At 71.1% G+C, this 11,748-nt stretch carries 12 protein-coding genes; 3 read left to right on the top strand and 9 right to left on the bottom strand.

Features of this window, described 5'->3' with window-relative positions; translation table 11 throughout:
* Positions 1–109 precede the first annotated feature (109 nt).
* Both ABZ193_RS41580 and ABZ193_RS41575 read right to left on the bottom strand, forming a co-directional pair.
* A complete protein-coding gene (locus ABZ193_RS41580; protein ID WP_020419557.1) occupies positions 110–730 on the bottom strand; it encodes a membrane protein in 621 nt (206 codons plus the stop codon).
* A 5-nt stretch (positions 731–735) separates the two neighbouring features.
* Positions 736–1,167, bottom strand: coding sequence for a helix-turn-helix transcriptional regulator (locus tag ABZ193_RS41575; RefSeq protein WP_020419556.1), 432 nt, complete (start codon positions 1,165–1,167; stop codon positions 736–738).
* A gap of 111 nt (positions 1,168–1,278) precedes the next feature.
* Here ABZ193_RS41575 and ABZ193_RS41570 point away from each other — a divergent pair, with 111 nt between their 5' ends.
* Positions 1,279–2,412 carry a methyltransferase domain-containing protein gene (locus ABZ193_RS41570; protein ID WP_354714251.1) on the top strand — a complete coding sequence of 378 codons (1,134 nt, stop codon included), beginning with the start codon at positions 1,279–1,281 and terminating at the stop codon, positions 2,410–2,412.
* 339 nt (positions 2,413–2,751) lie between these two features.
* Here the strand turns inward: ABZ193_RS41570 and ABZ193_RS41565 are convergent, their stop codons facing one another.
* From ABZ193_RS41565 to ABZ193_RS41540, 6 genes are all read right to left on the bottom strand, one after another.
* Positions 2,752–3,375 (bottom strand): AAA family ATPase, encoded by a 624-nt coding sequence (locus ABZ193_RS41565; protein WP_237336258.1) that lies wholly within the window; start codon positions 3,373–3,375, stop codon positions 2,752–2,754.
* 15 nt (positions 3,376–3,390) lie between these two features.
* Positions 3,391–3,795 carry a zf-TFIIB domain-containing protein gene (locus ABZ193_RS41560; protein ID WP_272882432.1) on the bottom strand — a complete coding sequence of 135 codons (405 nt, stop codon included), beginning with the start codon at positions 3,793–3,795 and terminating at the stop codon, positions 3,391–3,393.
* Between the two features lie 49 nt (positions 3,796–3,844).
* The gene (locus ABZ193_RS41555) at positions 3,845–6,085 is read right to left on the bottom strand and encodes an FtsX-like permease family protein (protein WP_237336259.1); all 2,241 of its coding nucleotides are present in this window, start codon (positions 6,083–6,085) and stop codon (positions 3,845–3,847) included.
* Positions 6,082–6,756 (bottom strand): ABC transporter ATP-binding protein, encoded by a 675-nt coding sequence (locus ABZ193_RS41550; protein ID WP_237336260.1) that lies wholly within the window; start codon positions 6,754–6,756, stop codon positions 6,082–6,084. The genes ABZ193_RS41555 and ABZ193_RS41550 overlap by 4 nt, the downstream gene beginning before the upstream one ends.
* Positions 6,753–7,277, bottom strand: coding sequence for a PadR family transcriptional regulator (locus ABZ193_RS41545; RefSeq protein ID WP_020419550.1), 525 nt, complete (start codon positions 7,275–7,277; stop codon positions 6,753–6,755). The genes ABZ193_RS41550 and ABZ193_RS41545 overlap by 4 nt, the downstream gene beginning before the upstream one ends.
* 251 nt (positions 7,278–7,528) lie before the next feature.
* The gene (locus ABZ193_RS41540) at positions 7,529–7,888 is read right to left on the bottom strand and encodes a VOC family protein (RefSeq protein WP_020419549.1); all 360 of its coding nucleotides are present in this window, start codon (positions 7,886–7,888) and stop codon (positions 7,529–7,531) included.
* Between the two features lie 104 nt (positions 7,889–7,992).
* On the opposite strand from ABZ193_RS41540, the gene ABZ193_RS41535 reads away from it, so the two are divergent.
* On the top strand, positions 7,993–8,448 hold the full coding sequence (locus ABZ193_RS41535; RefSeq protein WP_237336261.1) for a CGNR zinc finger domain-containing protein: 456 nt from the start codon (positions 7,993–7,995) through the stop codon (positions 8,446–8,448).
* 223 nt (positions 8,449–8,671) lie between these two features.
* Here the strand turns inward: ABZ193_RS41535 and ABZ193_RS41530 are convergent, their stop codons facing one another.
* Positions 8,672–9,958, bottom strand: a complete 1,287-nt coding sequence (locus ABZ193_RS41530; protein WP_237336262.1) for a DUF445 family protein — start codon at positions 9,956–9,958, stop codon at positions 8,672–8,674.
* A 29-nt stretch (positions 9,959–9,987) separates the two neighbouring features.
* On the opposite strand from ABZ193_RS41530, the gene ABZ193_RS41525 reads away from it, so the two are divergent.
* On the top strand, positions 9,988–11,154 hold the full coding sequence (locus tag ABZ193_RS41525; protein ID WP_020419546.1) for a pyridoxal phosphate-dependent aminotransferase: 1,167 nt from the start codon (positions 9,988–9,990) through the stop codon (positions 11,152–11,154).
* Positions 11,155–11,748 lie beyond the last annotated feature (594 nt).

Genomic DNA, 11,748 nt, shown 5'->3' with positions numbered 1-11,748 from the left:
GCGCCGAGCACTGCTCGGCGCGGCCGGTGGGCTTTGCGAGTTGCCTGCGGTGGCTGCCCAGCCATGCGCCTCGTGCATGGTGGCCGCCCACCCGGGCGTGCGGCTTAACCTACTTGGTCGTCTTCGGCGTGGTCGCGTTCGCCGGGCGCTTGGCCGGCGTCGTGCTCCGGCGGGTGGCCGGGGCCTTCGTCGTCGCGGTCTTGGGGGCCGGCTTGGCCTGCTCCTCCTTGACCTCGTCCTCGATCCGGTCCGCGACGTCGTCCGCCGCCTCGGCGACCTTCTCGCCACCGGCGCGGGTCCGCTTCGCGACCAGGCCGAGCACGTCCTCGACCTTCTCGCGCGCCTCGGTGCTCACCTCGCCGACCCGCTCCTGCGCGGTGGTCAGCGCCTCCTCGACCTGCTCGACCACGCTCTTCACGCGCGGCTCGGCCAGGAACTTGTCCCACGCCTGCTCACCGGTCTCGGCCAGCTTGTTGTACAGCTTGAGCGCGGCCTCGGTGTACTCGTCGATCAGCTTGCGCAGCTCGGTCGGGTCGAGCTTCTCCCGCAGGGTGGTCACCTCGGTCGGCAGCTCCTCGATGTTCTTCCGCGCCACCTCGCTGCCCTCGACGACCCGCTCGCGGGCCTTGCCCACGGCGTCGACCACGGCCTGGCCGGCCAGGTTGCCGGCGCCCAGGGCGGCCAGCAGCGGGGTGCGGAGCTGTTCGATGGCGGTCTTGGTGCTGGGCATTGTGCTCACTCCTTGGCGATGACGGTTGCTTGTCCTCGATCGCCGCCCGCCGCCGCGTTCTCCCGGCGGAACGACTCGTACACGTCGAGCAGGACCTGCTTCTGCCGCTCGGTGAGCTCGGCGTCCGCGCGGATCGCGTCGGTCACCGGTCCACCGTTGGGCAGGTCGAGGATTCCGGCCTGCACGTAGAGCGCTTCCGCGGAGATCCGCAGCCCCTTGGCGATCTGCTGGAGGATCTCCGCGCTGGGCTTGCGCACCCCGCGCTCGATCTGGCTCAGGTACGGATTGGACACTCCGGCGAGCTTTGCCAGCTGCCGCAAGGAGATCTTCGCGTTGTTGCGCTGCTGGCGGATGTACTCACCGATCCCGGAGGCGATGTCGGCGACCTTCTCCACCGGTCCGCCCGCCGAGTTCTCGTGGCCGTTGTCCTCCGACATGTCAGTCCATCTCCTCGCGACGATTCCAACGGTACGCGCGGGTGCTAGCTATTGCAAGCACCCTGCTTGCAACCATCGGGTGTTACTTGAGTCACCCGTTACGGTGGGGGTGTGCACAGCACGGCACGCCGCCGGCGCCAGCTGGCCGAGTCGCTGCGCCGGGACGGCATGATCACCGATCCGGCCTGGCTGGACGCGTTCCGGCGGGTGCCGCGGCATGCCTTCGTGCCCCGGTACTTCCTATCCCAGCCCGGTGGCTGGCGCGCCGTCGACCGCACCGATGGGGACTGGCTCGACCACGTCTACGCCGACCAGGTCCTGGTCACGCAGCTCGACGGCGATCCGAGCGCGTGGGAGCGCGCTCGCCGGGAGGGCGTGGTGCGTGGCAACCCGACGTGTTCGTCGAGCATGCCGGGGATCATGGCGGTGATGCTCGAGGAGCTGTCGGTGCACAGCGGGCACCGGGTGCTGGAGATCGGCACCGGCACCGGTTACAACGCCGCCCTGCTCTCCGAACGGCTCGGCTCGTCGCTGGTGTCCACAGTGGATGTGGACGAGGAGCTGGTGCGGCTCGCTTCGGAACGCCTGTCGCTGTGCGGGTACCACCCGACGGTCGCGGTCCAGGACGGCGCGGAAGGCTTGCCGGACGGTGCGCCGTACGACCGCGTGTTGTGCACGTGTTCGGTGTCGGAGGTGCCGATCGCGTGGCTGGAGCAGGCGACGCGCGGGGCGATCGTGGTGACCACCCTGAACCGTCCGATCGGCGCCGGCCTGGTGCGGCTGATCGTGATGCCCGGCCCGGTCGCACGGGGCCGCGTGCTGAGCCGCGACGGCCGGTTCATGCCGCTGCGGGCGCACCGTCTCGCGGATCCGGCGTCGCTGCCGGAGATCGCCGGGCCCGCGCGCCCCACGGAACTGTCCGCGGAGGTGGTCCTGCACCCGTCGAGCCGGTTCGAGTTCTTCGCCGGGCTGGCGCTGCCGGGGGTGGTGCCGGTGTTCCGCGGCGAGGACGCGTTCCTCCTGCACAGCGACGGTTCCTGGGCGCGGGTGACAACGCACGCCGACCGAACGACGGTGGCCCAGGGCGGCCCGCGACGGCTGTGGGACCTGACCGAGGCCGCCTACCGGCGGTGGACCGCGCTCGGCAAGCCAGCCCGGCAGCGCTTCGGGATGACGGTGACGCCCCTGCACCAGGAATTCTGGCTGGACGACCCCGACGGCGACCACCGCTGGCCGCTGCAATAGATCACGTGGCCGCCGACTGGCCCGCGGCGCGCTCTGCCAGCGACGACCCCCGCGATCCCGGGGCACTCCCCGCGCGTAACGACGAGGCCCGCACTCCGTGCACCCCAGAACGGCCACCGCAACCAACACCCGGCGCACCCCGCCAGCAACCACCGACAACCCACCAGGCGCACCCGCTAGCGATCACCGATAGCCAGCGCACAGCGCCCCCACGCGCCAACCGCCAGCCAAGTCCCCACCGGCGAGCGCCGTCCCAGCGCCTACAGCGGAGCCCACAGCACCCAGCCCTCGGTCACTCCGCATCCAGCCCGCCGGTCGCGACCACCGTCGGTCGTCGCGCTACGGCAGCCGGCTTTCGACCCAGCTCGCGACGTGCTCGACGCTCGCGTCGAGCGGCGCGGTCGTCGTGTCGAAGAGGGTGACCGGCGGGTCGAGGGTGTCGGCGTTCTTGTGCAGCCATGTGTTGAACTCGAGCATCTCGGCGATGCGTGGTTCGTCCCAGCCGCGCCAGGCGGGGCGCGCCCGCAGCCGCCGGGCGAGCACCTCCGACTCGGCGACCAGCGCGAGGTAGTGGATCTCGCTGAACAGCGCACGCTCGGGCAGCGTCTCGAACTCCGGGGGCACCACGGTGCCGCACAGCACGACCGGGCGGCCGTTCTGGTGCACCATCGCGGCCATGCGCAGCCAGGTGCCCCGGAACGTCGGGTGCCCGTTCACGTCGTCGCGGAGGCCGGCCACCCACAGCACGTCCTGCTCCAGCACCGTGACCCGCCCGCCGAGCCGCCCGACCAGGGCCGGGCCGACGGTCGACTTCCCCGCCCCGCTCGGTCCGGTCAGGGCGAACAGCGGCAACCGGCGGAAGGGCCAGCGGTGACCACACCGGTGGCACAACCGGACGTCGCCCTCCACGGCCGGGACCTCAGCCAGGTCCCCGCATCGAGGGCAGATGCGGGGATCCAGCATCGCTTCCGGCATGTGTCAGTCGAAGAGCTGCTCGAGGAAGCTCCGCTTGCGGTGACCGCGGTGGCCGTACGGGCGCGGCGAATCCGAGTAGTACCCGCCGCCCTGGTACGGCCGGGGCGAATCGGAGTAGCCGTGCCCACCCCGGTACGGCCGGGGCGAGTCGGTGTGCCCGTGGCCGCCGTACGGGCGCGGCGAGTCCCGATACGCCGCTGTGTGCCCGGCCGCCCCCTGGTACGGCGGCGGAGCAGCGGCGGGCCCGCCGTAGTAAGCGCTCTCCGCGCCCACGATCTGCTCCAACTCGCCGCGGTCCAGGAAGATGCCCCGGCAGCCTTCACACTGCTCGATGTGGATGCCGTTCTTGTTCACGGTCCGCATCACGTTTTGACACTTCGGACAAATCACGTATGCCACCCTACGCATGATCCGGCCCGCGGGGAGTGGGGTCCGCCAGTTTCCCGCCCGGAGCTCGTCATTCCGCTCGCAGCGCCTCCACTCTGGTGACCGCCCGGAGCGCGGGCAACGCCGCGCCGGTCACCGCGAATACCAGGACCACCGCCGTCACGGCGGTGACACCGATGAAGCCCGCGTCCACGTGCAGGCTGATGTCCGCGCCGAGCAGCCGCACGAGGAGGGCGCCGGTGCCGATCGCCACCGCCACGGCGACCGCCACCCCGAACACCAGCGGGATCGCGTTCTGCCAGAGCAGTGACCGTCCCAGGACCGGCAGCGGCACACCTGACGCGTGCATCGCCGCGAAGGCCCTCCGCCGTTCGCTCAGCTGCCCGGCCAGCAGCACCAGCAGACTGACCGCCGCGATGACGAGTCCCAGCAGACCGCCGGTGTAGAGCAGCCTGTCGACCGCGGCCAGGAAATCGTTCCCCCCGCCGTAGTACTCGTCCTCGCTGTACGCCGTCGCCTGCCACCCGAGCGGCCCGAGCGCGGCCCGGACCCGGTCGAGGGCACCCGTCTCGCCTGGAGTGAGGAGGAGCTCGATCATCCGCCCGCCGTCCGGCAGGTGCTGCGCGCTCGCGGCTGCCGGCGTCACCGCCAGGCCGACACCGTGGGCGACGCCAGCGGTGCCGGGAGAGATGGTCGCCGCTTCCGCCGGGACCGTGAACGGCGTTTCGTCCACGGTCATGGTCGAACCTGGCTGGACTCCCGACCCGGCCACGACGTACACGGCGCCGTCGACACACCCGGACGTTCCGAAGAGGTGCTCCAGCACCGGGCACGGCGCGACCAGCGATTCCACCGGCCCGCCGGTCCAGGGTCGCGCCGCCAGCCGTTGGATCGGGTACGCGCCGACCAGCCCTGGCGTCCCCTCGAGCAGGCGCATCGCCTCCGCTTCAGCGTCGTCGGTCACGCTGAGGTTCCCGGTCCCGGTCCCGGTGGCGACCCGAGCGCGATCCGCGTCCGCGGCGGCCGAGCCGATCATCGTCTGCAGCGTGATGACCCCGGCCAGCACGACCACCACGCCTGCCACGACACGGTTCGGCGTGCCGCTGTCGAGCTGCAGCCGCCGGACGGCCAGTTGCCACGCCGGACTCCCGCCCCGGATCCGCCGCACCACCAGGTCGGTGATCCACGGCATGACCGCGGGCACGCCGATCAGCAGGAGCGTCGACCCGGCGAGCAGGAACGGCAGGGTGCTGGCCGGACGGGACGACACTCCCAGCAGCTTGTCCGGCAGCAGAAGCACGACACCGAGCGCGATCAGGACCAGCCGCCACCACAGCCGTCTGCGCTCCGGCTTCGCGTTGCGCAGGACCGCGAGCGGTTCGACGACGAGCCGCCGCAACCCGAACCAAGCCGGCCCGACCGCGAGCACCGGGACGAGCAGAGCCACCACCACCCCCAGTGGCCAGCCCGGCACGAAGTCCGGGCCGAAGACGGTGATCCCCTCGAACTCCAGCCCCGCGGCCGACCCCCGCACCGCGAAGTAGATGGCCAGGCCCAGCACGCCGCCGGCCAAGGCGCCGGCCAGCGATTCGCCGGCGGCGATCCGGTGCACCTGCCCGCGCCGCGCGCCCGCGAGGCGGAGCGTGGACAGCCGCCGCTCACGCTCCGCACCGCCGATCCGGCTCGCCGCGCTGAGCAGGACGAGCATCGGGATGAGCAGCACGACAACGCCGACGATCAGCAGGAAGACTAGCTGCGGGGACGAGGAGTCCGGTGCCCCGCCCGCCCCGAAACCGGTGACCGCGACTCCCCCGTTCGCGGCACGGATACCAGTGGTGCCGACGTAGGCGAACAACTCGTCCGGGCCGGCGAGCCCCTCCGGTGCGATGGTGCCGACCACGCGCCCCGGGAATCGCTGCTGCAGCAACGGGTCCACCGCGAGCCGCTCCGCGAGCGCCGGCGACAGGACCGTTTCACCGGCTTGCGGGATCGCGACCAGACCGGGTGGAACCGGCGCGTCCGGGCCGACGGCGTCCAGCCAGGTGATCGTCAACGTCCGGTCTCCCACCGGGGTGAAGTTGGAAGACAGGTACAGCGACGCGGGCCCGTCCACGGCCGCCGGTTCGCGCGCGGCGATTCGGTCGCTTCGCTCACTCAGGGCGTTGATCGTGCTCGCGAGCAGCAGGAGCATCGCCAGCGACAGACCGATGCCGATCGTGGTCAGCACCAGACGGGGCAGGTTGGCGCGGAACGTCCGGCCGCCCCCGACGGCCAGCCGGAAGCCCAGCGCGAAGTCGTTGAGCCAGCTCACGGGACGGCCACCCGCTCCGGTGTCCGGCCGTCCCGGACGATGACCTCGCGGTCGGAGTACGCCGCCACCCGCACGTCGTGCGTGACCAGCACTACCGCGGTGCTCAGCTCCTTCGCCGCCGCCACGAGCAGGCGCATCACGCGTTCGCCGTTGAGGGAGTCCAGCGCTCCCGTCGGCTCGTCGGCGAAGACGACCTTCGGCGTGGTGATCAGGGCCCGCGCGATCGCCACCCGCTGCCCCTGGCCGCCGGACACCTCACCGGGCCGCTTGCCGGCGAGGTCGCCGAGCTCGAACCGGTCGAGAGCCGCCCGCGCCGACGCCTCGGCCGGCTTGCGCTTCATCCCGCCCAACCGCAGCGGCAGCGCGACGTTTTCCAGGCACGACAGCTCGGGGACGAGCTGGCCGAACTGGAAGACGAACCCGAACTCGCTGCGGCGCAACGAAGATCGGTCTCCGTCGGACAGGCTCGCCAGGTCGCGCTCGCGGTAGACGACCCGGCCGTCGTCCGGCGGCACGATCCCGGCCAGGCAGTGCAGGAGCGTGGACTTGCCCGACCCGGACGGCCCCATGACGGCGACGATCTCCCCCGCGTCGATCTCGAAGTCGGCGCCACGCAACGCCTCGGTGGGCCCGAACGACTTGCGCAGACCGGTGGCACTGAGCAGGCTCATGCCTTCACCTGCCCGGCGAGCTCGTCGAGGCGGGCCGCGGTCAGTTCGAGCCAGCGCAGGTCCGCTTCCAGGTGGAACAGCGCGTGGTCGCAGATCAGCGTGTCCGCGAGGTCGCCCTCGACTTTGCGGCGGGTCAGCTCGCGCATGACCTTCAAGTGCGCGGCGCGCTGGGTGTCGAGCACCGTCGCCGCGTCGCGACCGGACATCAACGCGAGCACGACCTTGGTGTACAGCGTGTTCTGCAGGTACGCCTCCGGCTTCTCCGGAGTGCTGAGCCACTGCTCGACGTCGGTGATCCCGGCATCGGTGATCGCGTAGCTCTTGCGCTCCGGACCACCGCCCGGCTCGACCCCGCTCTCGGTGACCAGGCCGTTGCGGAGCAGGCGCGCCAGCGTGGCGTACACCTGCCCGTAGTGCAGCGGCCGGTCGTGCCCGAAACGCTCGTCGTACGCGCGTTTGAGCTCGTAGCCGTGCCGGGGGCCCGCCTCGAGCAGGCCGAGAAGTGTTTGTCCGATCGCCATGGACAGGACTATACACACGGTGTAGAGTCGCTGTCTATACACCCGGTGTATAGACAGCGCTCCCAGCGCGAGTGGGAGTGGCAAGCGCTGGGGGCTCGAGCGGGCGATCCAGCGGTCGCCTCTCGGCGAAAGGCGCGACACGGCTCCAGCAGGACTGGTGTTCCGTGACGGCGAAGAGGTGAGGCCCGGGGGACACGGACCGGATCGGCCACCCGGTCCAGCAGCGCCCCTCGACTACTTGTTCCAGGAGGTCAGCAGGCACAGAGACAAAACGGGTGACCGGCCGGATCGGCGTAGACCCGGAACCTCGATGCGTCGTCGAGCATTTTCGCGCCCAGCGACAAGGCACGGCTGTGGGCCGCTTCGAGATCCGTCACGTCCAGGTCCAGGTGGAGCTGCTGCGGAACATCCTGCCCCGGCCATTCCGGCGCACGGTAGGACTCGACGCGCTGGAAGGAGACCCGGACTCCATCCAGACCGTCGAGGACCACCCAGCTGTCGTCGTCCACCTTCGGCTGCGGCAGGTCCAGCAACCGCGCGTAGAACCCGGCCAGCTCCACCGGATCCGGGCAGTCGAGAACGATCGCGCCCAGTTTCGGAACGGCACCCATGCGATTCCTCCAGCACTCGAACGGCCAGCAAGCGGATAACCAGTGAAAGGAGTATGCAAGTTACGCGACACGTCCGCAACCACCGTCCGGCTTACACTGGTGACGTGAGCTCGACGGACGTGTCCCTCGTGGTGGATTTCCTCAATACCCTCGACGTGGAGGACGACACTGATGTGCTCACGAACGCAGCCTCGTGGCGCGCCTGGAGCCATGAACGCGGGCTGGAAGCGGGCCCGGTGTCCGCGGCGCGGTCCGCCCGCACGGCCCTGCGCGCCGCGGTCGGCGACACCTTGGACGCGTCGCCGCTGGCGGTTCCGGTCACGATCGAACTGGCCGTCGGCGGGCCGGCCCTGGTCACCCGCGACGCGGTCGGTGCCGTGATGGCCGCGGCCGCCAGGTTGGCGGTGCTCGGGCAGTGGACGCGGGTGAAGATCTGCCCGGCGGACGACTGCCGCTGGGCGTTCTACGACGAATCCCGCAACCGCTCACGCACCTGGTGCTCCATGCAGGTGTGCGGCAACCGGGAGAAGGCGCGCAGCTGGCGCCAACGCCGGGCCTGAACACCCGGTGGAGTTGCCCACAGCACACCTGTGGACAACTCGTCCACCTGTGGACAACCCGGAAAGATGCAGGTCAGCGCATCTGCTGCGCCGTGTCGGCTGCCGAAACACGCCTCCGCCGTCCTGCGGGGCAGCCGGACGCGCTTGGCTGCCACCAGCCGGGCGTGGCATCGGCTGTCCTGACGCCGCGCTGTGCAGGCCGGAACCGTCGGGCCGCGGTAGGTCAGAACAGCAGCTGGGCCACGGTGTAGATCACCAGGCCGGCGAGTGCGCCGACGACGGTGCCGTTGATGCGGATGAACTGGAGGTCCCGGCCGACCTGCAGTTCGACCTTTCGCGAGGTCTCCTCCGCGTCCCAGCGCTCGACGGTGTCGGTGATGATCGTGGTGATCTCGGTGGAGTAGTTGCGCACCACGTAGGCAGCGGCGCCCTGCACCCAACCGTCGACCTTGCCGCCGAGTCCTTCGTCGGACACCAGGCGCTCGCCCAGGTTCCGCAGGCCCTCACGGACGCGGCGGCGCAGCTCGCTCGACGGGTCCTCGGCCGCGTTGAGCAGCATGCCCTTCGCGGTGCTCCACGCCGAACCGATCAGCTTCTGCACGTCGGGGTGGTCGAGGATCTGCTGCTTGACCTGCTCGGCGCGGGCCATGGTCTCCGCGTCGTTCTGGAGGTCCTGGGCGAACTCGCCGAGGAACTTGTCCAGGGCCAAGCGCATCGGGTGGTTGACGTCGGTCTTCACGGCCCACGCGAACGACAGGACCTCGCCGTACACCTTGTCGGCCAGCATCGCGTCGACGAACTTGGGCGACCAGCTCGGGGCGCGGTCGGAAACCACGCGCAGCACGGTGGCGTGGTTGTCGCGCACCCACTCGTACGCTCGGTCGCACATCAGGTCCACGAGCTTGTAGTGCGCGCCGTCGGCGAAGACCTGCTCCAGCAGCTTGCCCAGCGGCGGGCCCCACGGCTGCTCGACGACCCGCCGCACCACCGCCTGCTCCATGACGGCCTGCACGTCCTCGTCCTTGAGCACCGTCACGACACCGCGCACGACGGTGGCGAGTTCGGAGGTGACCCGCTCGGCGTTCTCCGGCTTGGCCAGCCACTCGCCGAACCGCCGGGAGACCTGGACGCGCTGCAGCTTGTCGCGGACCACGTGCTCGGACAGGAAGTTCGTGCCCACGAACTCGCCGAGGCTGCTGCCGATCATGTTCTTCTTGCTGGGGATGATCGCGGTGTGCGGGATCGGCAGGCCGAGCGGTCGCCGGAACAGCGCGGTCACGGCGAACCAGTCCGCCAGCGCGCCGACCATGCCCGCCTCGGCGGCGGCCCGCACGTAGCCGACCCAGCCCGGCCAGCCGGCCGACTGCGCCCACGTCGTCAACAGGAAGATCACGGTCGCGCCGAGCAGGAAGGCGAGCGCCACCAGCTTCATCCGGCGCAGCGCCCGCCGCTTGCCCTCCTGGTCCGGGACCGGGGGAAGGCCGATGTCAGCGGGGGTCAGTTGCTCCACGACCCCATTGTCCGTGAGGATCGGCCATTATGCGCGAACCAGCTCTCGTCCCCCGGCTGCGGCCGTTCACGTCGACCATCTTCGCGGAGATGACCGCGCTCGCCGTGCGCACCGAAGCGGTCAACCTCGGCCAGGGCTTCCCGGACACCGACGGACCGTCCGGAATGCTCGACGCCGCGAAGAACGCGCTGTTCGGCGGCGCGAACCAGTACCCGCCCGGGCCAGGGAGGCCGGAACTGCGGGCGGCGATCGCACGCCACCGGGCGCGCTACGGGCTGTCCTACGACCCGGACAACGAGATCCTCGTCACCGCCGGCGCCACCGAAGCCATCTCCGCGGCGCTGCTGGCGCTGACCGAACCCGGCGACGAGGTCATCGTGATCGAGCCGTATTACGACTCGTACGCGGCGGCGGTCGCGATGGCGGGAGCGACCCGGCGGGTGGTCTCGCTGGTGGAGGGTGCGGACGGGCGGTTCGCGCTCGACCTCGACGCGCTGCGGGCCGCGGTCACCCCGGCGACACGCGCGATCCTGGTGAACTCGCCGCACAACCCGACGGGAACCGTTTTCACGCGCGAGGAGCTGTCGGCGATCGCCGACCTGTGCCGGGAACGGGACCTGATCGCGGTCACCGACGAGGTGTACGAGCACCTGGTCTTCGACGACGCCGAGCACGTACCGCTGGCCGCGTTCCCGGGGATGCGCGACCGGACGGTGTCGATCTCCAGCGCGGGCAAGACGTTCAACTGCACCGGCTGGAAGATCGGCTGGGTGTGCAGCAGCCCGGAACTGGTGGCTGCGGTGCGGGCGGCGAAGCAGTTCATGACCTTCGTGTCCGGCGGGCCGTTGCAGCCGGCCGTCGCGCATGCGCTCGACCACGAACTGCCGTGGGTGGAGTCGCTGCGGACCTCGCTGGCGGCCAAACGAGACCGGCTGTCGGCGGGCCTCACGGCGGCGGGCTTCAGGGTGCGGCCGAGCCTCGGCACGTACTTCGTGTGCGCGGACGTGCGGCCGCTGGGCTTCACGGACGCCGCCGAGCTGGCGTGGCAGCTGCCGGAGCGGGTCGGGGTGGCGGCCGTGCCGGTGAGTGTGTTCACGGACAACCCGGCGGAGTGGCGGCACGTGCTGCGGTTCGCGTTCTGCAAGCGGGACGAGGTGCTGGACGAGGCGATCGAGCGGCTGCACAAGCTGGCCTGAGCGCGGTTCGGCCCGACGGAGGCGGCGCATCGGCGCGAATCCTTGTCCGGGCGCGATCGCGGGTGGGTGGGTGCACCGCGAGATCGCGGCCGGGCTCGTGGATTGGGCATACCCGCTGGCGCACCGGGGCGCGAGGCTGGAGCGCCGGACGGCTGTGGCCGGAGGGCCGAGAGGTCACAGCGCCGGGAGCCGGAGCGCCGGGAGACCGGAGCACCGGGAGACCGCACAGCACCGCAGGCCGTAAGGCCGCGGGCGAAGGGCCGCAACGTCCAGCGCTGGAATGCCCAGAGCCGCAACCGCGCGGCGTCGGGCCGGAGCGCCGGAACTGAAACGCCGGAATAGCCGGTCGAGCCAGCGCGCCAGCGAGCTGGTCGAGCCGGAGAGCCGGAGAGCCGGGGAGCCAGTCGAGCCGGAGAGCCGGACACGGAACTCCTGCACCCGGCGGCCCGCGGCCGGGTGTCGGCGCACTGCGCCTGCACCCGGCGGCCGGCGCAGTGCGGCGCCGGGCCCCGAGAGCCCCGAAACGGAGACGCCGGAGTAAGGGGAAGAGGGTAGAACTGCGGAGTAGAACACGGAGGAAGCCGAATCAAAAAG

Source organism: Amycolatopsis sp. NPDC006125 (genome assembly GCF_040614195.1).
In the GTDB taxonomy this organism is placed as follows: Bacteria; Actinomycetota; Actinomycetes; order Mycobacteriales; family Pseudonocardiaceae; genus Amycolatopsis_E; species Amycolatopsis_E tucumanensis.
The sequence above is the reverse complement of the archived record's forward strand: the minus strand, read 5'-3'. Positions and strand labels throughout refer to the sequence as shown.

Coding starts and splice junctions, on each gene's coding strand:
- ABZ193_RS41580 (WP_020419557.1), bottom strand. CDS start 730: ATGCCCAGCACCAAGACCGCCATCGAACAGCTCCGCACCCCGCTGCTG.
- ABZ193_RS41575 (WP_020419556.1), bottom strand. CDS start 1,167: ATGTCGGAGGACAACGGCCACGAGAACTCGGCGGGCGGACCGGTGGAG.
- ABZ193_RS41565 (WP_237336258.1), bottom strand. CDS start 3,375: ATGCTGGATCCCCGCATCTGCCCTCGATGCGGGGACCTGGCTGAGGTC.
- ABZ193_RS41560 (WP_272882432.1), bottom strand. CDS start 3,795: ATGCGTAGGGTGGCATACGTGATTTGTCCGAAGTGTCAAAACGTGATG.
- ABZ193_RS41550 (WP_237336260.1), bottom strand. CDS start 6,756: ATGAGCCTGCTCAGTGCCACCGGTCTGCGCAAGTCGTTCGGGCCCACC.
- ABZ193_RS41545 (WP_020419550.1), bottom strand. CDS start 7,277: ATGGCGATCGGACAAACACTTCTCGGCCTGCTCGAGGCGGGCCCCCGG.
- ABZ193_RS41540 (WP_020419549.1), bottom strand. CDS start 7,888: ATGGGTGCCGTTCCGAAACTGGGCGCGATCGTTCTCGACTGCCCGGAT.
- ABZ193_RS41525 (WP_020419546.1), top strand. CDS start 9,988: ATGCGCGAACCAGCTCTCGTCCCCCGGCTGCGGCCGTTCACGTCGACC.